Consider the following 20714-nt stretch of genomic DNA (forward strand, 5'->3'; position numbering starts at 1 on the left):
CGCCGGGGGCACGCGGGGCCCTTTGAGGTGAATCTTCGGTAAATGCGGTGGGGGTGGCCGGGCAACGCAGCGTTGGCACCCGGCCGGGGCGTATGGTAATGGCCCGAATGGCATTGGCTTGCCAAGTGGGCTAAGCTTGCCGGGTTGCCCGGGACTGAGCCCATGCGCGTGTACGCGTTCATGGGGACCTCTTCCGAGCAGCCGACACAATGTCCGTTCCACCAGGCCCAGTCGGGTTTGTCTGTCTCGGCACCGCTGATGTGCGCTCCAGTTTCCTGCGGAGTTCTCCTTGGCGTGGCCGCGCTGTGCTCTTCCGACGGGAACCGGTGCGACATACAGGAGAAGTACATGATCCAGCAGGAGTCGCGACTCAAGGTCGCCGACAACACCGGTGCCAAGGAGATCCTTTGCATCCGTGTTCTCGGTGGCTCGGGTCGCCGCTACGCCGGCATCGGTGACACCATCGTCGCCACCGTCAAGGATGCAATCCCCGGTGGCAACGTCAAGAAGGGCGATGTCATCAAGGCCGTCGTGGTCCGCACTGTCAAGCCGTCGCGTCGCGCTGACGGTTCCTACATCAAGTTCGACGAGAACGCCGCGGTCATCCTGAAGAGCGACGGGGAGCCCCGGGGCACCCGCATCTTCGGTCCGGTCGGGCGTGAGCTGCGCGAGAAGAAGTTCATGCGCATCGTCTCGTTGGCCCCGGAGGTGATCTGAATGGCGAACTCGCTCCACGTCCGCAAGGGTGACCGGGTCAAGGTCATCGCCGGCAAGGACAAGGGCATCGTCGGCGAGATCATCGCCGTCGACCCGCAGGCCCAGCGCGTCACCGTGCAGGGCGTCAACATCGTCAAGCGGCACACCCGCAAGCAGCCGACCGCGACCGGCAGCACCGAGGGCGGCATCGTCTCCTTCGAGGCGCCGATCCACGTGTCCAACGTGCAGTTGGTCGTCAAGGTCGACGGCGAGGAAGTCGTCACCCGCGTCGGCTACAAGCGCGAGGAAGTCACCAAGCGGCGCAGCGACGGCTCCGAGTACCAGGGCTTCCGCAGCGTACGCATCGCCCGCAAGACCGGGGAGGAGATCTGATGAGCACCGAGACCCCCGAGGCTCCCGCGTCCGACGCCCCGGCCATGCCGCGGCTGAAGGAGCGCTACCGCAACGAGATCAAGCAGGCGATGCTCGAGGAGTTCAAGTACGCCAACGTCATGCAGATCCCCGGCCTGGTCAAGGTCGTGGTGAACATGGGTGTCGGCGAGGCTGCGCGTGACTCCAAGATCATCGACGGGGCGGTCAAGGACCTCACCGCGATCACCGGTCAGAAGCCGGTCGTCACCAAGGCCCGCAAGTCCATCGCCCAGTTCAAGCTGCGCGAGGGGCAGGCCATCGGCTGCCACGTCACCCTGCGCGGGGATCGCATGTGGGAGTTCACCGACCGCCTGCTGACCCTGGCGCTGCCGCGTATCCGCGACTTCCGCGGGCTGAACAGCCACCAGTTCGACGGCAAGGGGAACTACACCTTCGGCCTGACCGAACAGGTGATGTTCCACGAGATCGATCAGGACCGGATCGACCGCGTCCGCGGCATGGACATCACCCTGGTGACCACCGCGACCAACGACACCGAAGGCCGGGCCCTGCTGAAGCATCTCGGCTTCCCGTTCAACGACAACCCGAAGCCGGCGCGCGCCAAGGCCAAGGGTCCCGCGTACGCCCGGAAGAAGAAGTGAGCAAGCCATGGCGAAAACTGCACTGAAGGTCAAGCAGGCCCGCAAGCCGAAGTTCGAGGTTCGCGGCTACACCCGCTGCCAGCGCTGCGGCCGACCCAAGGCCGTGTTCCGCAAGTTCGGTCTGTGCCGCGTCTGCCTGCGCGAGCTCGCCCACGCCGGCGACCTCCCGGGTGTGACCAAGAGCTCCTGGTGAGCCTCCAACACTTCTTCATTCCACTCAACCCGCAACAGGTCCCGGGCACTGACCCAGCCGGGAAACCAGGCGAGAAAGAGGCTTCCAAGCCATGACGATGACTGACCCCATCGCAGACATGCTGACCCGTCTGCGCAACGCCAATCAGGCGTTCCACGATTCGACCTCGATGCCGCACAGCAAGATCAAGGTCGGAATCGCCGAAATCCTCAAGTCGGAGGGCTACATCTCCGACTTCGAGGTGGCCGAGCCCAAGGCGGGCGAGGTCGGCAAGACCCTCAACATTACGCTGAAGTACGGCCAGAACCGGGAACGTTCGATCGCCGGCGTACGCCGCATTTCGAAGCCCGGTCTGCGCGTCTACGCGAAGTCGAATGAGCTCCCCAAGGTCCTCGGTGGCCTCGGGATCGCGATCATCTCGACCTCGCAGGGCCTGCTGACCGACCGTGATGCGAATTCCAAGAGCGTGGGCGGGGAAGTCCTCGCCTACGTGTGGTGACCCGGCAGACGAGAGGAGACTGAAATGTCGCGTATTGGCCGATTGCCAATCACCATCCCGTCCGGTGTCGACGTCACCCTGGACGGACAGGACGTCGAGGTGAAGGGGCCCAAGGGCACCCTGAACCTCAAGGTGTCCACCCCCATCACCATCGATCGCAACGATTCCGGTGAGATCGAGGTCAGCCGCCCCGACGACGAGCGCGCCTCGCGTTCGCTGCACGGCCTGACCCGCACCCTGGTCAACAACATGGTGATCGGTGTGACCAAGGGGTACGAAAAGAAGCTGGAGATCGTCGGCGTGGGCTACCGCGTGATCGCCAAGGGCCCGAAGCAGCTGGAGTTCAACCTCGGCTTCTCCCACCCGGTGATCGTCGATGCCCCCGAGGGGATCACCTTCACCGTCGAGTCCCCGACCAAGTTCGCCGTGGTCGGCATCGACAAGCAGCTGGTCGGCGAGACCGCTGCCAACATTCGCAAGATCCGCAAGCCGGAGCCCTATAAGGGCAAGGGTGTGCGGTACGCCGATGAGCAGGTCCGGCGCAAGGTCGGAAAGGCTGGTAAGTGATCATGGGCATCGAGTTGAACAAGAGCAGGACTCTGGCTCCGAAGACCGCGTCGCGGCTGCGTCGTCAGGTGCGCGCCCGCAAGAAGATCTTCGGTGCTCCCGAGCGTCCGCGTCTGGTGGTCACCCGGTCGGCGCGTCACATCACCGCCCAGGTGATCGACGACACCATCGGCAAGACCATCGCGTACGCCTCCACCATGGAGGCCGAGCTGCGCAGCGCGTCCGGTGACAAGTCGGACAAGGCCAAGCAGGTCGGGGCCAAGGTCGCCGAGCGGGCCAAGCAGGCAGGTGTCGAGCAGGTCGTCTTCGACCGCGCCGGCAACAAGTGCCACGGTCGGATCGCGGCGCTGGCTGACGGCGCCCGCGAAGCCGGTCTGGGCTTCTGAAAACGACGGAAAGGAGATAGCGAATGTCTGAAAACGCTACTCAGGCTGGCGGCCGGGGCGGCCGCGGCGAGCGTCGCGGAAACCGCGACGACCGTCGGGGTCAGCAGCGCGAGGAGAAGAGCCAGTATCTCGAGCGCGTGGTTGCGATCAACCGCGTCGCCAAGGTGGTCAAGGGTGGCCGCCGCTTCAGCTTCACCGCCCTGGTCGTGGTCGGCGACGGCGACGGCATGGTCGGCGTCGGCTACGGCAAGGCCAAGGAGGTGCCCGCGGCGATCGCCAAGGGTGTCGAGGAGGCCAAGAAGCACTTCTTCCGGGTTCCCCGGATCGAGAAGACCATCCCGCACCCGGTGCAGGGCGAGAAGGCCGCCGGTGTGGTCATGCTGCGTCCGGCCTCGGCCGGTACCGGTGTGATCGCCGGTGGCGCGGTCCGCGCGGTGCTCGAGTGCGCCGGGATCCACGACGTGCTGGCCAAGTCCCTGGGCTCGGCCAACGCGATCAACGTGGTGCACGCGACCGTGGCGGCCCTGCAGATGCTGGAGGAGCCCGAGCAGGTGGCCAAGCGCCGCTCGCGTTCGGTCGAGGACGTGGCCCCGGCCGCCCTGCTGCGCGCCCGCGCCGGCAAGGCGGACGAGCCCAAGAAGGCGGACGCTGCCCCGGCCGATGAGGCCAAGGCGGATGAGGCCAAGAAGGAGGCGACCGTCTGATGGCGAAGCTCAAGGTGACCCAGGTCAAGGGCCTGACCGGCTGCAAGCAGAATCAGCGCGAGACCATCCGTACGCTGGGCCTCAAGCGCATCGGCGACATCGTCGTCAAAGAGGATCGTCCCGAGTTCCGGGGGATGGTCAAGACCGTCTCCCATCTGGTGACCGTCGAGGAGGTCGACTGACATGGCACTGAAGGTGCATGACCTGCGCCCGGCACCGGGCGCGAAGACTGCCAAGACCCGCGTGGGTCGTGGTGAGGCGTCCAAGGGCAAGACCGCGGGCCGCGGTACGAAGGGCACCGGCGCACGCAAGAACGTGCCGGAGAACTTCGAGGGTGGCTCGATGCCGTTGCACATGCGGATGCCGAAGCTGCGTGGCTTCAAGAACCCGTTCCGGGTCGAGTACCAGGTGATCAACCTGGACCGGCTCAGCGAACTGTTCCCCGAGGGTGGCCAGCTCTCCGCCGACGACCTGGTCGCCGCGGGCGCGGTCCGCGACGGCTACCCGGTCAAGGTGCTGGGTTCGGGGGAGGTGTCGGTGGCGTTCCAGATCACCGCCGACAAGTTCTCCGGCGCGGCCAAGAGCAAGATCGAGGCGGCCGGCGGCAAGGCCGTCGTGCTCGGCGAACCGACCGAGTGAGCCACTGAGGCACCCACTCAGCCCTGAGGGCGATCCCGCGTTGCGGGGTCGCCCTCACTGCGTTGTGGGCCGGCGCTGAACCTTGAAGTTCGGGGAATCCCCCTACACTTGCTACGCTGCCACGGTTGCTGTCCATCGGCCCCCGGGGTCGGCTGCGCCGCTCTCGGCCCTCTGGGTCGCCCGCACGGCCCGGTCGTTCGGGGAGATGACCGGGAGCAACGACAAGTTTTCTGACTGAGGGAGGAAGCTCGGTGCTTTCCGGCTTCATACAAGCGTTCAGGACTCCGGACCTGCGCAAGCGGATCTTTTTCACCCTGTTCATCCTGGTGATCTTCCGTATCGGGTCCTCCATCCCGTCGCCGAACGTGGACGTGCAGGCGATCAACACCTGCCGACAGATGGCGAACGAGGGTAGCCAGGCCGGGCTGTACTCCCTGATCAACCTGTTCTCCGGGGGCGCGCTGCTGCAGCTGGCGATCTTCGCGCTGGGCATCATGCCCTACATCACCGCCTCCATCATTCTGCAGTTGCTGACCGTGGTCGTGCCCCGGCTCGAGGCGCTGAAGAAGGAGGGCGCTGCCGGGCAGAACAAGATCACCCAGTACACCCGGTACCTCACCCTGGTGCTGGCGATCCTGAACTCGACCGCATTCGTCACCCTGGCCGCCTCCGGCCAGCTGTTCCCGACCTGCCCCAGCCCGATCCTGCACAGCACCGAGGTGTTCCCGATCGTGGTCATGGTGCTGGTGATGACCGCGGGCACCAGCCTGGTCATGTGGCTCGGCGAGCTGGTCACCGAGAAGGGCCTCGGCAACGGCATGTCGATCATGATCTTCACCCAGATCGCCGCCACCTTCCCGCAGGCCATGTGGTCGATCAAGATGTCCAAGGGCTGGGTCCCGTTCATCGCGACCATCGTGGTCGGGCTGTTCGTGATGGCCGGGGTCATCTTCGTCGAGCTGGGTCAGCGCCGGATCCCGGTCCAGTACGCCAAGCGGATGGTCGGTCGGCGGATGTTCGGCGGCACCACCACCTACATCCCGCTGAAGGTGAACCAGGCCGGTGTGATCCCGGTGATCTTCACCTCTTCGATGCTCTACCTCCCGGTCCTGTACGCCCAGTTCCGACCCAACGACGCGGCCTCCCAGTGGATCACGGCGAACTTCGTACGCGGCGACCATCCGCTCTACATCACCGTCTTCTTCCTGCTGATCGTGGCCTTCGCGTACTTCTATGTCGCGATCACCTTCGATCCGGTCGAGGTCGCCGACAACATGAAGAAGTACGGCGGCTTCATCCCCGGCATCCGGGCGGGCAAACCGACCGAGAAGTACCTGGGCTACGTGCTGTCCCGGCTCACCTTCCCCGGGTCGCTGTATCTCGGACTCATTGCCCTGCTGCCCACCGTGGCGTTTATCCTGCTGCAAGCGAACCAGAACTTCCCGTTCGGTGGGACGTCGCTGCTGATCATCGTGGGCGTCGGCCTGGACACGGTCAAGCAGATGGAATCCAAGCTGCAGCAGCGCCACTACGAGGGCTTCCTGAAGTGAGCGGACTACTGCCGGTGGCGGCTCCCGCGAGGGACGGGGCTTCTGCACTGACTGAAGGGAACTCCGCATGCGACTGCTGATCATGGGCCCGCCCGGTGCCGGTAAGGGCACCCAGGCCAAGGGGATTGCCGAGCACTACGGCATCCCAGCGATCTCGACCGGCGACATCTTCCGGGCGATCTCGAAGGCCGATGCCGCCACCGCGTCCCCGCTGGCGCTGGAGGTCAAGGAGATCATGAACGCCGGCAAGTACATCTCCGACGAGATCACCAACCAGATCGTCGCCGAGCGGCTGGGCCAGGCCGATGCCGCGCAGGGCTTCCTGCTCGACGGGTACCCGCGTACCGCCGGCCAGGTCGCGGCGCTGGACCAGATCCTCGCGGAGTCCGGCACCCAACTGGACGCGGTGATCTCCCTGGAGGCCGACCAGGACGAACTGGTGGGCCGGCTGCTCAAGCGCGCCGAGATCGAGGGCCGCGCCGATGACAACGAGGAAACCATCCGGGCCCGGCAGCAGGAGTACGTCGAGAAGACCGCCGACCTGATCAAGCTGTACGCCGACCGCGGCCTGCTGGTCGCCGTCGACGGACTGGGCGAGATCGACGAGGTCGCGGCGCGGATCCGGGCCGGCCTGGACCGCGTGGCCGACCGATGAGTCGAGCCGAGCGGTGATCTGGGCGCGCGGGATCGAACTCAAGACTCCGGAGCAGATCAAGCAGATGCGCCGGGCCGGCCTGGTCGTCGCGCGCGCCCTCGACGTCGTCACCCGGGAGGTCACCCCGGGCATTTCCACCGCCGAGCTGGACGCGATCGCAGCCGAGGTGATCGCGTCCGCCGGCGCCGAACCGTCCTTCCTGAACTACGGCGAGCACAACGGCACCGGCGGCTTCCCCGGCGTGGTGTGCCTCTCGGTCAATGAGGAGATCGTCCACGGCATCCCCGGGTCGCGGGTGATCCGGGCCGGCGATCTGGTCTCGGTCGACTGCGGTGCGATCGTCAACGGCTGGCACGGGGACGCCGCGCGGACGGTGCTGTGCCCCGGCGAGGCCGACTCGCAGGTCGTGGCCGAACGCGCCGCGCTCAGTGTCGCCACCCGGGACAGCATGTGGCAGGGGATCGCCGCCGCCCGGCTCGGCGGCCGGGTCACCGACATCGGGGCCGCGGTCGAGGATCACATCGACGGTCTCCGCCTGGGCTACGGGATCGTGGAGGAGTACGTCGGGCACGGCATCGGCTCGGCGATGCACCAGAACCCCGACGTGCCCAACTATCGCGTCCGCGGCCGCGGCCCGCGGATCACCGAGGGAATGTGCCTGTGCATCGAGCCGATGATCACCATCGGCCCCCCGGAGAACCGAACCCTCGAGGACGACTGGACGGTTGTTACCACCAGTGGCCGGGACGCCGCCCACTGGGAGCACGCGATCACCGTAACCAGGCACGGCCTGTGGGTGCTCACCGCCGAGGACGGCGGCGAGCGGATGCTTTCCGAGCTCGGCGTACCTTTCGGACCGCTGGCCGATTGACCTGAGGGCAGAAATGGTCCTTGTGCCTGCTGTGACTCTAACGGCAGAATGCCTGTCACGGAGTGAGTGAACTGGGCGGAATGGGTGTTTTGACCTTCCGTCGGGCTCCGGCCCATTCTGCGTGCAAGGAGGCACGATGACTGAAGCAACGGCTGTACCCGCTGTGGATTATGACAGTCCGGAAATGAGCAAGAAGCGCCGCAGTACCGTCGGTTGGGTGGTCACGCTGGCGTTCTTGGGCCTGGTTTTCGACGGCTACGACCTCGTCGTCTATGGCGCGGTCCTCCCGCGGTTCCTGCTGGGCGAGCCCGGCAATGCCGTGCTCGGTACGCCGCTGACCGCGGCCCAGGCCGGGGTGGTCGGTTCGTACGCGATGATCGGGGTGACCATCGGTGCCCTGGTCGCCGGTACGCTCGGTGACATCATCGGTCGCCGCGGGGTGGTGCTGGGCTCGCTGGCGTGGTTCTCGCTCGGCATGCTGCTCAGTGCCTGGGCCCCGAATGTGACCATGTTCAGCATCTGGCGCGTGGTCACCGGACTCGGCGTGGGTGCCCTGGTGGGCATCACCGGCGCGATCGTCGCGGAGTTCGCCCCGCCGGGGAAGAAGAACCTGGCCACCGCCCTCACCTACGCCGGTGTCCCGGTCGGGTCCTTGCTGTCGGCCCTGCTCGCCATGGGTGTCCTGCCGCCGATGACCGCGCCGATCTCCGCGCACACCCAGGCCTTCCATATCATGTTCAGCATCGGTGCGCTGCCGCTGGTCACCGTCCTTCCGCTGGCGATCTGGAAGATGCCCGAATCGGTGGCCTGGCTCGCCTCCCGGGGCAAGATGGAGAAGGCGAGGCAGGTCTCGCTGAAGACCGGTATCCCGGTCCCGCCCCCGCCGCCGGCCCCGGTGGCGGGCGCGAAGGCCAGCGAGTCCCGGGCCGGCTGGGCCGGACTGTTCTCCTCCTACCTGGTTCCGACCATCCTGATCGGTCTCATCTCCGCCGGCTGCCTGTTGCTGGTCTACTCGCTGAACACCTGGCTGCCCCAGATCATGCAGGGTGTGATGGGTCCGACCGGCGCCCTGGCGCTGCTGCTGGTCCTCAACGGCGGCGCCCTGGTCGGGACGCTGTTCGGCTCGCGCTTCGCCGACAAATACAGCCCGCAGCGGGTCGTGGCCTGGGGGTTCCTGATCGGCGTGCTGTCGATCGGCCTGATCGGACTGGTGGTCTCCACGATCGCGCTGCCCAGTGCCGCTGACATCAAGAAGGGCATCACTGCCGAGGCCGGCGTCGGCATGGTCCTGCTGCTGCTGGTGATCATCGTCTTCGTGGGTGTCGGGACCTCGGGCGTCCAGACGCTGATCTATGCGATGGCCGCGAACTACTACCGGACCAATGTCCGCGCCGCCGGCGTGGCCTGGACCGGTGGCTTCGGCCGGCTCGGTGGTATTGCCGGTCCGATCCTGGGTGGTGTGCTCGCCGCAGCCTTCGCCGCGAACATCGAGTACATCTTCTACGTCCTGGCCGGCATCGCGCTGCTGGCGATGATCTTCACCATCGTGCTGCCGAAACCGAAGACCGAGGCCACCGTGGCCCAGATCAATCCCGCCGCGGCGGCGGTCGCCCCCGCTCCGGTGGAGGCGGTGACGGCGCCTCGGCTGTACGAGACGATCATGGTGGTGGTCGACGAGACCGGGAACGAACTGACCCGCGATCGGGTGACCAAGTTCGTGGCCCTGACCGGCCGCAAGGTGCATCTGGTCTACCTCGCGCCCGAACGGGTCATGGCCGCGGAGGTCAGCGTCAACGATGTGGACATCGACCCGAAGCACGTGGGCGACCTCCAGGAGTACGTCAATCGGGTCAGCAGCCTCGGGATCCCGACCACGGGTCAGGTGCTCTCCGCGACCCTGTTCACCCGCGGCGAAGCCGTGGTCCAGCTGGCGGAGGAACTCCACGCGGATCTGATCATCCTCAACACCGAGGAGGGCGGCCAGCGGGCCAAGGCCGAGCTGGCCGAACAGGTGGCCCGCAGCAACCCGCTGATGGCCGTGCTGATCGCCCGGTCGACCCAGTCCCTGCAGGAGGCCGGACTGTCCTTCGCCAGGTGAGTGGCGCCCGGACCCAGCGCCGCGGGATGCTCCGAGCATCCCGCGGCGCTGTGCTGTCCCAGGGTCGCCGTTGCTGACCCGGTCGGGGCTAGGGTGTGCCGGGGAGTGATGCGTGATGTCGTATTCCGGAGGGCCGTTCCGCCCCGGTGGTCCCTTCGGGGGCGCGGCCGGGGGACCCTCGCCGGCCCCGTTCGCGGGTAATCCGTTCGGGGCGCCCGGTGGGTCCGGGGGCGCGTACGGCGGCGGCTTCGGTGGGCCGCCGCGGTGGACCCCGCCACCGCCGAAGCGCCGTTCGCCGCTGCCGTGGCTGCTCGGCGGGCTCGGTGTCCTGGCCGTGGGTGCCCTGGTCGTGGTGCTGATCCTGCTGAACGGGGGCAGCAGCGGACCGGTCGCCGGCACCACCCCGACCCCGGCCGGTACGCCGCCGGTCACCGCCCCGGCGACCACCCCGACCCGCAGTGTCACCCCCGCGCGTACGCCGACCCCCGCGCGTACGCCGACCCCGACCCCCGCCCCGCGTACGCCCGGGACGACCGGCACCACCGCGCCGACCCCGAGCCCGACCGGGCCCCCGCAGGCACCGCCGATCGACCGGGCGCCGCAGGCCCAGGTCCCGCCCGGCTACGAAACGCTCACCGACAACGCGATGTACCCACTGAGCCCGGCCCGGACGACGTGCGGGAAGCCGGAGAAGTTCACCGGCACCCAGGCCGACCAGGCGATCGTGGAGCGCTACCTCGACTGCGCGCACCGGGTCAACCAGCCGGCCCTGGCCGCACTCGGCGCCCCCGAGCAGCCCCGCGTCGTGGTCTACACCGGCAACATCGAGACCCCCTGCGGCCGCGGCGGCCGGGACCGCGGCTGGGCCGCGCTCTACTGCACCGGCAACGGGGTCGTCTACTACGACGTCGGCCTGGCCGCCAACAGCACCAGCGAGCAGCAGCAGGAGTACCAGGTGCACCTGGCCTTCCATGAGTACGGGCACTACCTGCAGCACCACGCCGGCATCTTCTCTCCGGAGTACTACCGGCAGACCTGGGAGACCGATGCCAATCAGGTCGAGCGCCGCCGCGAACTGCAGGTCGACTGCTTCGGTGGCCTGACGATGGCCGGGGCCGGCCAGTGGTCGACCAGCACCGACAGCAATTGGCAGCGCTGGTTCACCCAGTTCCAGGATTCCCCGACGCACGGGTCCGGACGCAACCGGATCGACTGGATCCGGCGCGGCACCCAGGCCGACACCTATGCCGCCTGCAACACCTGGCGGGCCGCCCCGGCCGCGGTCGGCTGAGCCGCCGGTCGGGAGCCGTTCCCGATGCCGAAAACTTTGATAGCAGCGTTTAGGATAAGCGTGTGCCTCGGGAACAGATCACCACGCAGAAGATCCACGACCACGTCAGCCGGCTGGGGGACCAGCACCCGCCGATTCCGCTGTCGTCGGTCGATCGGACGGTGCACAACCCGCGTCTGGTGCGGGAGCGCTTCGGCCACACCTTCGACTACCTCGCCCGCGTCGAGCTCGAGGTGGACCGCAATGTCCTCGAGCTGCTGACCCTCCTCCCGGAGGTCCGCGAGGTTGACCGCTACTTCTACGAGGACGTCTGGCAGCCGCAGGAGATCCAGCACGGCATCATCCTGGACCAGGTCCAGCAGGACCTCGGCATGCCGGCGGCCGAACCGCTGCTCGAGGTGCCGTTCAACATGAAGGTGCTCGGCGCCCTGGCGCACATGAGCCCGGTGCAGGACATCGCCCGCTGCATGTACTACCTCACCGGCGCCAGCACCGAGCGGCAGGCGACCCTGGCGTACAACGACCTGGCCCGCTACCTCAAGGAGATGGGCGAGCACGAGCTGGCCGTCTCGGTGATCGGCCAGATCAAGCGCCAGGAGCCCGGCCACTTCGCCTTCTACCAGATGTCGGCGACCCAGATCCTCACCGACGGCACCCTGAAGCCGTGGCAGATCTGGACCATCCGCTCGCTGCGCGACTACTCCTACCAGCTGGTCGGGGTCGACGGGAAGAAGGAGTACCTCGGCGACATGGGCGGGGTCGTGGTCCAGCTGGGGCTGGAGGACGAACTGGAGACCTACGCCAAGGACATCGGCCGGCTCGAGGCGCGCATCCTGTGGGCCAACAAGAACGGCATGGAGTTCCCGCCCTACTTCCTGCGCGCGCTGAAGGAGTCGGTGGACTACTACCGCGAGGTCGGCATCGATCGCGGTCAGATCACCACCGCCGCCTGAACCGCCAACTGCCCGAATCAGCACGCACAACGCCCCGTCCGGACCACCGGGCGGGGCGTACGCATGCGCGGGCACTATACCCGGATTTGAGTCAGTGCGGAATCAGGCTTAGACTGTCGTGTCGGTCACCTGTGCCGGTGATCGTTTCTGCGTTCAAGTTGGCAGACAGGATTTCAGTCCTCACAACAGATTGAGAGTACATGTCGAAAAAAGAAGGATTCCTCGAGATGGAGGGCACCGTGGTCGAGGCTCTGCCCAACGCGATGTTTCGCGTTGAGTTGGAGAACGGCCACAAGCTGCTTGCCCAGATCAGCGGCAAGATGCGTCAGCACTACATCCGCATCCTTCCCTCCGACCGGGTCGTGGTGGAGATCTCTCCGTACGACCTGAACCGCGGACGCATCGTCTACCGGCACCGGTAATCCGACTCCCCAGGCATGCCACGACATGGGTCCGGCATGCCTCCGCCCACAAGAAAGGTCGCTCGAATGAAGGTTCAGCCGAGCGTCAAGAGGATCTGCGAGAAGTGCAAGGTGATCCGCCGCCACGGTGTGGTTCGGGTCATCTGCGACAACCCGCGGCACAAGCAGCGCCAGGGCTGAGCCCCGGCGTACGCCCGGCGCCTCGCAGGCGTCACTTGACAAGTTCATAGAACATCACAACTGAACACTCACCCAGGTGATGCCAATCCTCCGGACCCAGCAGTGGGCGCGGAGGGCCTACCCCCGGTCGGAGGCCGGGGCCGTCGCAGGATCAGCGAGCTGATCGCCACGGCGGATGCATCACCTCATGACACCTCCGCGATCCGTTTCCCGGGCCACCCGTACGCGGTGCGCCCGGCGACCAGTTGGAACCTGGTCCCCGGATCGTCCATGAAGGGAAACGCCACATGGCACGCCTTATCGGTGTCGACCTCCCGCGCGAGAAGCGCCTGGAGGTCGCCCTGACCTATGTTTTCGGCATCGGTCGCACCCGCGCCCAGGAGACCCTGGCGAACACCGGGATCAGTGGGGACATCCGCGTCAAGGATCTCACCGAGGATCAGCTGGTCCAGTTGCGTGACTGGATCGAGTCGAACTACCAGACCGAGGGTGATCTCCGTCGCGAGATCGCCGCGGACATCCGGCGCAAGATCGAGATCGGCTCCTACCAGGGCCGCCGTCACCGCGCCGGACTGCCCGTCCATGGCCAGCGCACCCGCACCAACGCGCGTCAGCGCAAGGGCAAGCGCAAGCCGGTCGCCGGCAAGAAGAAGTGATCGTCACTTCCCTGACCTCGCGTACTCACTGAAACCAGGAGAACAAGCAAGCTTATGGCTACTGCAGGCCGTGGCGGTGCGAAGAAGATCCGCCGCAAGGAAAAGAAGAATGTGGTTGCCGGCCAGGCCCACATCAAGTCCACGTTCAACAACACCATCATCTCGATCACGGACCCGACCGGTCATGTGATCTCCTGGGCCTCCGCCGGCACCGTCGGCTTCAAGGGGTCCCGCAAGTCGACCCCCTTCGCCGCGCAGATGGCAGCCGAGGCCGCGGGTCGTCGCGCCATGGAACACGGCATGAAGAAGGTCGACGTGTTCGTCAAGGGCCCCGGCTCCGGCCGCGAGACCGCGATCCGTTCGCTGACCGCGATCGGCCTGGAGGTCAACGGAATTTCCGATGTGACCCCGGTGCCGCACAACGGTTGCCGTCCGCCCAAGCGCCGTCGCGTCTGAGCCGAAAGGAGACTGAACCATGGCTCGTTACACCGGTCCCATGACCAAGAAGTCGCGTCGTCTGGGTGTTGACCTGGTCGGTGGCGACAAGGCTTTTGAGCGCCGTCCGTACCCCCCGGGTGTCCACGGTCGCGGTCGCAGCAAGGATTCTGAGTACTCGCTGCAGATGCGCGAGAAGCAGAAGGCCCGTTTCGCCTACGGCGTGATGGAGAAGCAGTTCCGTCGCTACTACGAGGAAGCCCACCGGGTTCCCGGCAAGACCGGCGACGCGCTGCTGCAGATCCTGGAGTCCCGGCTGGACAACGTGATCTACCGCGCCGGCTTCGCCGCCACCCGCCGCCAGGCCCGTCAGTTGGTCGTGCACGGCCACTTCCTGGTCAACGGTCACAAGGTGAATATCCCCTCCTACCGGGTCTCGGCCCACGACATCATCGATGTCAAGGAGAAGTCGCTGAACCTGCACCCGCTGGTCGTCGCCCGCGAGACCCACGGCGAGCGTTCGGTGCCGGCCTGGCTGGACGCCCGTCCGGAGCAGATGCGGATCCTGATCCACCAGCTGCCCACCCGCGAGCAGATCACCATCGACGTTCAGGAACAGCTGATCGTCGAGCTCTACTCGAAGTGACCCCGGCCGCTCACTGAAGCCACGCCCGGGCCGAGGCAGGCTGCCTCGGCCCGGTGCCCCGGGGCGTCCGCGGACGCCCCCGAGCCCGCGGGAAGACCTCGTGGGTTTCACTCATTCGCGCCCTCAGATAGCGGTGGGTGCGGAAAGGAATCAACAATGCTCATTGCCCAGCGTCCGACGTTGACCGAAGAGGTCGTGCACGAGTTCCGTTCCCGGTTCATCATCGAACCGCTGGAGCCGGGCTTCGGGTACACCCTCGGCAACTCGATGCGGCGTACGCTGCTGTCGGCGATCCCCGGTGCCTCGATCACGAGCATCAAGATCGACGGTGTGCTGCACGAGTTCTCCACCATCGAAGGCGTGGTCGAGGATGTCACCGAGATCATCCTGAACCTGAAGAGCCTGGTCGTGTCCTCCGAGGAGGACGAGCCGGTCGTGATGTACCTGCGCAAGGCCGGTGCCGGCGCGGTGACAGCGGCCGACATCGCCCCGCCCGCCGGTGTCGAGGTGGCCAACCCCGAGCTGCACATCGCCACGCTGAACGAGAACGGCAAGCTGGAGATGGAACTGGTCGTCGAGCGCGGCCGCGGTTACGTGTCCTCGCTGCAGAACAAGTCCGCCGAGGGCGAGATCGGCCGGATCCCGGTCGACTCGATCTACTCCCCGGTGCTCAAGGTCTCCTACAAGGTGGAGGCGACCCGCGTCGAGCAGCGTACCGACTTCGACAAGCTGATCGTCGACGTCGAGACCAAGCCGGTGATGCAGCCCCGCGACGCCGTGGCGTCGGCGGGCAAGACCCTGGTCGAGCTGTTCGGGCTGGCCCGGGAGCTCAAGCCGGAGGCCGAAGGCATCGAGATGGGCCCCTCGCCGATGGACGAGCAGCTCGCTGCCGACCTGGCGATGCCGGTGGAGGACCTCAACCTCACCGTGCGCTCGTACAACTGCCTCAAGCGCGAGGGCATCCACACGGTGTCCGAGCTGGTCTCCCGCTCCGAGCAGGACCTGCTGGACATCCGCAACTTCGGTTCCAAGTCGATCGACGAGGTCAAGCAGAAGCTGGCCGAGATGGATCTGTCGCTGAAGGATTCCGGCCCCGGCTTCGATCCGCTGTCCAGCATCGGCGGTTACGACGACGAGGACGGCGACTCGGACTTCGCCGAGACCGAGCAGTACTGATTCCGCCACTTCTGACCAACCTGGAGAAGAACAATGCCCAAGCCCACCAAGGGTCCCCGTCTCGGCGGAACGCCCGCGCACGAGCGGATCATCCTGGACAACCTCGCCAGCCAGCTGTTCGAGCACGGCAAGGTCGTCACCACTGAGACCAAGGCGAAGCGGGTCCGTCCGCTGGCCGAGAAGCTCATCACCAAGGCCAAGCGCGGCGACCTGCACGCGCGCCGGCTGGCCGCGACCCACATCCGTGACAAGGGCGTCCTGCACGTCCTGTTCGCCGAGATCGGCCCGGCCGTCGCCGAGCGCGAGGGTGGCTACACCCGGATCACCAAGCTCGGCCCGCGCAAGGGCGACAACGCCCCGATGGCGCTGATCGAGGTCGTCACCGAGGCCGTGGTGAAGAAGGACGGCAAGAAGTCCGACGTCGCCAAGGCCGCCCAGGCCGAGGCCGCCGAGGCTGCTGAGGCCGCCGAAGCCCCCGCCGAGGTGCAGACCGGCACCGAGGAGTACGGCGCCGACTCCTACCGCGGCAACACCCCGCCGGAGGGTTTCGACGTCAAGGGCAATGAGAACTCGATGAAGTTCCACACCCCCGAGTCGCCCTGGTACGCCCAGACCGAGGCCGAGGTGTGGTTCAACTCCGCCGAGGCCGCCCAGGCTGCCGGCTTCATCAACGCGGTGAAGGAAGAGCGCACCGACGCCGAGGAAGCTGCCGCCGAGGATGCCGAGGCCAAGGCCGAGGAGCTCAAGGCGGAGAAGGCTGCCGAGGCCACCGCGGTCGATCCCGACGCCGAGGCCGGCGACAAGTGAGTCGCTGACCCTCGTCCCGCTCCGACGCCCGTCCCTGTTCGCAGGGGCGGGCGTCGTTGCATGTCCGGCTCGCGGCGGACGCCGAGCGCCGAAGATACGGTCCGTCCACAAATCGTGGGACGGGTGAATTCAGGGCAGCGATGCTAACTTCAAAGTGCCTGCAGGCATCCCGATTGACCGATCCCGGTCCCCTCCCGACGACGATCTGCGTCGCCGGTTGATCGCATCCGCCTTCCCTTCCCGGAATCCACCCTGGAGCCTGTCATGGACGACATCATCGAATTTCCTCCCGAACCCCAGTACACCGGCCGTTACCTGTTGGTCGGCCGCCCCGACGAGGCGAGCGCCACCACCAAGGACCTGAAGCGGGGTGCCGGGCTGGAGGTCGCCTCCTCCCTGGACTTCGAGGCCCAGCAACTCGTCCCCGAGGACCTCGCCGGCGCCGACGGCGTCTTCCTCAATGAGATCGGGATCACCGTCCTCTCCGCGGCGGCCGACCCCGATGCCATCGGCAAGGCCGTGGGCCTGTCCAGCTTCGCCGAGGGCATCCCCGGCGATCTGGTCGGTCCGATCGCCGAGCCGGAGCAGTACGTCTACGCGCTGGATCCCGACCTGGACTATGTCCGCGGCTTCCGGGATGCCGCGAACGCGCTCGCCGACCGGCTGCTGGACGGCCAGCAGCCGGCCTTGACCCCCGATGCCGAGGCCGGCCCGGTGCTGGTGCGGCCCCGGATCCCGATCCTGACCCCCGCGGCGACCTGGGGCCTGAAGGCCTGCAAGGTGGTGCGCCCGATGCTGCCGCTGGTGACCCAGCCCTACACCGGCCGGGGCATCCGGGTGGCGGTGCTGGACACCGGAATGGACCTGACCCACCGCGACTTCGCCGGGCGGACCATCCGGACCGCCAGCTTCGTGCCCAACGAGACCGTCGATGACCGCAACAGCCACGGCACCCACTGCATCGGCACCTCCTGCGGGCCGCGTACCCCCAAGGATCCCGCGGTGGACCGGTACGGGATCGCCTACGAGGCGGAGATCTGGGCCGGGAAGGTGTTGTCGAATGCCGGTTCGGGTCAGGACGGCTGGATCCTCGCCGGGATCAACTGGGCGGTCGCCAACGGCTGCCAGGTGCTCTCGATGTCCCTGGGCGCCCCGGTCCCGATCGGCAGCACCGGCTATCCGGCCTCCTACGAGGCGGCCGCCCGGGCCGCGCTGCAACGGGGCTGCCTGATCGTGGCGGCGGCCGGCAACGACTCCAGCAACGGGCTGCGTCCGGTCTCCCGTCCGGCGAACTGTCCCTCCATCCTGGCGGTCGCCGCGGTGGGGGAGAACCTGCAGCGGGCCCCCTTCTCCAATGTCGGGATGTACGCCCCGCACGGCAGCATCGACATCGCCGGTCCCGGGGTCGGTGTCCTGTCCGCGGTGCCCGGTGGTGGCTACGGCACCAAGTCGGGCACCTCGATGGCCACCCCGCACGTCGCCGGGGTGGCCGCCCTGTACGCCCAGTCCAACCCCACCTATCGCGGGGCGGCGCTGTGGCAGGCGCTGACCTCCCGGGCCCAGGCGCTGCCCAACCAGCCGGCCGCGCACGTCGGGGCCGGGCTGGTGCAGGCCCCGGCGGTGGTCCGGGTCTATCCGCCGCTCAACCCCGCCGAGCAGGACGCGACCGGCGACAATAAGTCGACCGTCGATGCGGGCAGCGCATCGGCCGCGACCAAGGATTGAGCGAAAGGACACTCATGTCAGCACCGGATCAGCCGCGGCGCTATATCGTCACCGCGCATGATCTGCCCGCAGCGGTGTCGGCGGCCCAGGCCGCCGGCGCCGTCGTCGGCGATCGGATGGACACCCTCGGCATCTTCGTGATCACCGCGACCGCGGAGATCGCCGCCCGGGTCGCGCAGTCGCCGGCGGTGTCGGCGGTCGAGCCCGAGGGCGAGATGACCACTCAGTGAGGGAGCGTGCGCTGATGGACATCCGCACTTAATCCGCCCGAAACAGAACCGCCCTAGTTTTGGGCCATGACCAAGCAGGGCTTCTCGGTGGACCCGTTCATCGGGTGCGAGCCGACCGAACTGCGCGAGCAGGCCGGGCTCGCGGCCACCTGGTGGAGCCCGAAACCCCAGATCGGCAACACCCACCCCGGAGCCGGCTATCCGTTCGGGATGGTCTCGGCGTGCGCGTACTCCGGGGCCTACCCGACCGGGTACGGCCGCTTCGATCTGGCCACCGAGGGCGTCCCGGCGGCCCTGTTCGACTCCCAGCTCGCCTCCGGGTTCACCCACTTCCAGCAATCGGGCACCGGGGCCATCCGCAAGTACTACAACTACCTGCGGGTGACCCCGATGCTGGACCCGCTGGACCAACTCGGCACCCGCTGGCCGCTGCACCGGGAGCAGGCCGCGCCGGGGTGGTACGCCGCCCGGCTCGGTGACCCCGCGGCCGGCGCCGGCGGCATCGGCTGCGAACTCACCGTCGGCCCGACCAGTGCGGTGCACCGCTACACCTTTCCCGCCCATCAGCAGGCCCGGATCGTGATCGACTTCTCCCACGGCGGGCTGACCATTCCCTACGGGGTCACCACCCCGCTGCGGTCCCATCTGGAGGTCGTCGATGCCACCGCCGCGGCCGGCGAGATCGTCGTGGAGGGGGTGCCGCTGGCGGCGTACCTGGACTGCTCGGCCGAGGACTGGCGCTGTCAGCTGTGGTACGACCGGCGCCGGATGCCCGGCGGGACCCGGCTCGACTTCGACGCGATCCGCCCGACGACGCTGCGTCCGTTCGGGGTGATCTTCAGCGGACCCGCCGAAGCCGGGCGCGCGGTCGAGCTGCGGATCGGGTTCTCCCTGCGCGGGATCGAGCGGGCCGAGCAGAACCTGCACCGCGATGTCGGCGTCCGGGCCGGGGCGTACGCCGATCGGCGTGCGCAGACCGAGCAGGTCTGGGCCGACCACCTCGGTCGGGTCCGGACCGAGTCGGGGGACCCCGACCGGGACACCGTCTTCGACACCGCGCTCTACCACAGCCTGATCAAGCCGTGCGTGGCCATCGACGAGTCGCCCTGGTCCGGCGAGGACGGGCCGTTCGCCTTCGACCTGTGCACGATGTGGGACATCTATCGCACCCAGCTGCCGCTGATCGCGACCATCGCGCCCGAGCGGGCCGTCGAGATCGCCCGGGCGCTGGTCACCGTCGCGGTCGAGGAGGGGAACTTCCCGATCGGCTACCGGATGGCCCGCGGGGCCGACCGGTTCTCCCGCCAGGGCAGCGCGCTGGCACACACCTTCCTCGCCGAGCTGTCGGTGAGCGGGGTGTCCGGCATCGACTGGGAACTCGCGCTGACCATGATGGCCACCGATCTGCGCCGCGATGTGGGCGAGGAGTTCCTGCGCCACGGCGTCGCCGAACCGATCACGCACACCCTCGACCTGGCCTACGGCTACTACTGCACCGCCCGGGTCGCCGAACGGGTCGGGGACAACTCCCTGGCCCGCGAACTGCTCGGGTACGCCGGGCGCTGGCGCAACGCCTTCGACCCCGACGGGCAACTGCTGCGCGCCTCCACGTTCTACGAGGGCACCCGGTGGAACTACTCCTTCCGGCTGCTGCACGAGATGTCCGGCCGGATCGCGCTGGCCGGCGGGGAACACCGCTTCGTCCGGCTGCTGGACCGCTTCTTCGGGTTCGGTGGCCGTCCCGTCCGGGCACCCGGGGTGGATCCCGGGCCGGAGGAGTTGGCCGCTGGGTACCGGCTGGGACGCTTCCAGGGGCTCAACAACGAGCCCGACATGGATGCCCCCTGGGCCTACACCTACGCCGGCCGCCCGGACCGGACCGCCGAGATCGTCCGGGCCGCGGTGGCGTACCGGTTCGGCACCGGCCGGGGCGGGCTGCCGGGCAACGACGACTCCGGGGGACTCAGCTCCTGGTACGTGTGGGCCGCGCTGGGCCTGTTCCCGGTCGCCGGGCAGGACCTGTTCCTGCTGCACGCCCCCCAGGTGGCGTACGCCCGCCTCGACCTGGCCGGCACCGAGGTGACCGTGGAGGTGACCGACCCGCAGCCGCCGGATCCGGAGGGCGCGACCCGGCAGATCGCCGCGGTGCACTGGCGCGGCCGTCCGCTGCCGCAGACCTGGCTGACCGGGGCGGACCTGCGCCGCGGCGGCACCCTGCGGATCGAACTGTCCGAACAACCCACCGGCTGGGGGCGCGACGTCCGTCCGCCCGATGCCTTCACCCCGACCCGGAGGTAGTCC

Annotated in this window: 26 protein-coding genes; all 26 read left to right on the top strand. The window is 67.8% G+C overall.

Annotation, left to right across the window (positions count from 1 at the left end; all coding sequences use genetic code 11):
- The first annotated feature begins 348 nt into the window (after nucleotides 1-348).
- Entirely contained in the window at nucleotides 349-717 is a 369-nt protein-coding gene (rplN, locus tag G531_RS0117665) for a 50S ribosomal protein L14 (protein ID WP_026928232.1), read from the top strand.
- Entirely contained in the window at nucleotides 718-1089 is a 372-nt protein-coding gene (gene rplX / locus G531_RS0117670; RefSeq protein ID WP_026928233.1) for a 50S ribosomal protein L24, read from the top strand.
- Nucleotides 1089-1730: a 50S ribosomal protein L5 gene (gene rplE / locus G531_RS0117675; RefSeq protein ID WP_026928234.1), complete on the top strand. Its 642-nt coding sequence runs from the start codon at nucleotides 1089-1091 to the stop codon at nucleotides 1728-1730. The genes rplX and rplE overlap by 1 nt, the downstream gene beginning before the upstream one ends.
- A gap of 7 nt (nucleotides 1731-1737) precedes the next feature.
- The gene (locus tag G531_RS0117680) at nucleotides 1738-1923 is read left to right on the top strand and encodes a type Z 30S ribosomal protein S14 (RefSeq protein WP_026928235.1); all 186 of its coding nucleotides are present in this window, start codon (nucleotides 1738-1740) and stop codon (nucleotides 1921-1923) included.
- A gap of 91 nt (nucleotides 1924-2014) precedes the next feature.
- Entirely contained in the window at nucleotides 2015-2422 is a 408-nt protein-coding gene (gene rpsH, locus G531_RS0117685) for a 30S ribosomal protein S8 (protein WP_026928236.1), read from the top strand.
- A gap of 24 nt (nucleotides 2423-2446) precedes the next feature.
- On the top strand, nucleotides 2447-2989 hold the full coding sequence (rplF, locus tag G531_RS0117690; protein WP_026928237.1) for a 50S ribosomal protein L6: 543 nt from the start codon (nucleotides 2447-2449) through the stop codon (nucleotides 2987-2989).
- A 2-nt stretch (nucleotides 2990-2991) separates the two neighbouring features.
- Nucleotides 2992-3375: a 50S ribosomal protein L18 gene (rplR, locus tag G531_RS0117695; protein ID WP_026928238.1), complete on the top strand. Its 384-nt coding sequence runs from the start codon at nucleotides 2992-2994 to the stop codon at nucleotides 3373-3375.
- A gap of 23 nt (nucleotides 3376-3398) precedes the next feature.
- Nucleotides 3399-4079: a 30S ribosomal protein S5 gene (gene rpsE / locus G531_RS0117700; protein ID WP_026928239.1), complete on the top strand. Its 681-nt coding sequence runs from the start codon at nucleotides 3399-3401 to the stop codon at nucleotides 4077-4079.
- Nucleotides 4079-4261 carry a 50S ribosomal protein L30 gene (gene rpmD, locus G531_RS0117705; RefSeq protein ID WP_026928240.1) on the top strand — a complete coding sequence of 61 codons (183 nt, stop codon included), beginning with the start codon at nucleotides 4079-4081 and terminating at the stop codon, nucleotides 4259-4261. Before rpsE ends, rpmD begins: the two co-directional genes overlap by 1 nt.
- Nucleotide 4262: 1 nt before the next feature.
- Nucleotides 4263-4718: a 50S ribosomal protein L15 gene (gene rplO / locus G531_RS0117710; RefSeq protein ID WP_026928241.1), complete on the top strand. Its 456-nt coding sequence runs from the start codon at nucleotides 4263-4265 to the stop codon at nucleotides 4716-4718.
- A gap of 251 nt (nucleotides 4719-4969) precedes the next feature.
- Nucleotides 4970-6268 carry a preprotein translocase subunit SecY gene (gene secY, locus G531_RS0117715; RefSeq protein ID WP_026928242.1) on the top strand — a complete coding sequence of 433 codons (1299 nt, stop codon included), beginning with the start codon at nucleotides 4970-4972 and terminating at the stop codon, nucleotides 6266-6268.
- A 67-nt stretch (nucleotides 6269-6335) separates the two neighbouring features.
- Nucleotides 6336-6923, top strand: a complete 588-nt coding sequence (locus tag G531_RS0117720; protein WP_026928243.1) for an adenylate kinase — start codon at nucleotides 6336-6338, stop codon at nucleotides 6921-6923.
- Between the two features lie 16 nt (nucleotides 6924-6939).
- Nucleotides 6940-7794 (top strand): type I methionyl aminopeptidase, encoded by an 855-nt coding sequence (gene map, locus G531_RS0117725; protein WP_081684256.1) that lies wholly within the window; start codon nucleotides 6940-6942, stop codon nucleotides 7792-7794.
- Between the two features lie 184 nt (nucleotides 7795-7978).
- Nucleotides 7979-9892, top strand: a complete 1914-nt coding sequence (locus G531_RS23760) for an MFS transporter (RefSeq protein WP_051215702.1) — start codon at nucleotides 7979-7981, stop codon at nucleotides 9890-9892.
- 115 nt (nucleotides 9893-10007) lie between these two features.
- Nucleotides 10008-11183 (top strand): neutral zinc metallopeptidase, encoded by a 1176-nt coding sequence (locus G531_RS0117735; protein WP_026928245.1) that lies wholly within the window; start codon nucleotides 10008-10010, stop codon nucleotides 11181-11183.
- 62 nt (nucleotides 11184-11245) lie between these two features.
- Nucleotides 11246-12136, top strand: coding sequence for a hypothetical protein (locus G531_RS23765; protein WP_051215676.1), 891 nt, complete (start codon nucleotides 11246-11248; stop codon nucleotides 12134-12136).
- Nucleotides 12137-12336: 200 nt separating this feature from the next.
- A complete protein-coding gene (infA, locus tag G531_RS0117745) occupies nucleotides 12337-12558 on the top strand; it encodes a translation initiation factor IF-1 (protein ID WP_026928246.1) in 222 nt (73 codons plus the stop codon).
- A 66-nt stretch (nucleotides 12559-12624) separates the two neighbouring features.
- Nucleotides 12625-12738, top strand: a complete 114-nt coding sequence (rpmJ, locus tag G531_RS0117750; RefSeq protein WP_026928247.1) for a 50S ribosomal protein L36 — start codon at nucleotides 12625-12627, stop codon at nucleotides 12736-12738.
- A 287-nt stretch (nucleotides 12739-13025) separates the two neighbouring features.
- Complete coding sequence (gene rpsM / locus G531_RS0117755; RefSeq protein ID WP_026928248.1) at nucleotides 13026-13394, top strand: 30S ribosomal protein S13; 369 nt, start codon at nucleotides 13026-13028, stop codon at nucleotides 13392-13394.
- A 54-nt stretch (nucleotides 13395-13448) separates the two neighbouring features.
- Nucleotides 13449-13850, top strand: coding sequence for a 30S ribosomal protein S11 (gene rpsK / locus G531_RS0117760; protein ID WP_026928249.1), 402 nt, complete (start codon nucleotides 13449-13451; stop codon nucleotides 13848-13850).
- A 19-nt stretch (nucleotides 13851-13869) separates the two neighbouring features.
- Entirely contained in the window at nucleotides 13870-14475 is a 606-nt protein-coding gene (gene rpsD / locus G531_RS0117765) for a 30S ribosomal protein S4 (RefSeq protein ID WP_026928250.1), read from the top strand.
- A 156-nt stretch (nucleotides 14476-14631) separates the two neighbouring features.
- Nucleotides 14632-15651 carry a DNA-directed RNA polymerase subunit alpha gene (locus tag G531_RS0117770; RefSeq protein WP_026928251.1) on the top strand — a complete coding sequence of 340 codons (1020 nt, stop codon included), beginning with the start codon at nucleotides 14632-14634 and terminating at the stop codon, nucleotides 15649-15651.
- Between the two features lie 33 nt (nucleotides 15652-15684).
- Complete coding sequence (rplQ, locus tag G531_RS27045) at nucleotides 15685-16458, top strand: 50S ribosomal protein L17, sunset domain variant (RefSeq protein WP_051215677.1); 774 nt, start codon at nucleotides 15685-15687, stop codon at nucleotides 16456-16458.
- A 264-nt stretch (nucleotides 16459-16722) separates the two neighbouring features.
- Entirely contained in the window at nucleotides 16723-18183 is a 1461-nt protein-coding gene (locus G531_RS23775) for a S8 family peptidase (RefSeq protein ID WP_051215678.1), read from the top strand.
- Nucleotides 18184-18197: 14 nt separating this feature from the next.
- Nucleotides 18198-18413, top strand: a complete 216-nt coding sequence (locus G531_RS0117785) for a hypothetical protein (protein ID WP_026928252.1) — start codon at nucleotides 18198-18200, stop codon at nucleotides 18411-18413.
- Nucleotides 18414-18479: 66 nt separating this feature from the next.
- Nucleotides 18480-20711, top strand: coding sequence for a glycoside hydrolase domain-containing protein (locus G531_RS0117790; RefSeq protein ID WP_081684245.1), 2232 nt, complete (start codon nucleotides 18480-18482; stop codon nucleotides 20709-20711).
- The last annotated feature ends 3 nt before the right edge of the window (nucleotides 20712-20714 follow it).

The organism is Granulicoccus phenolivorans DSM 17626 = NBRC 107789 = JCM 15570, assembly GCF_000423085.1.
GTDB classification, from domain to species: Bacteria; Actinomycetota; Actinomycetes; order Propionibacteriales; family Propionibacteriaceae; genus Granulicoccus; species Granulicoccus phenolivorans.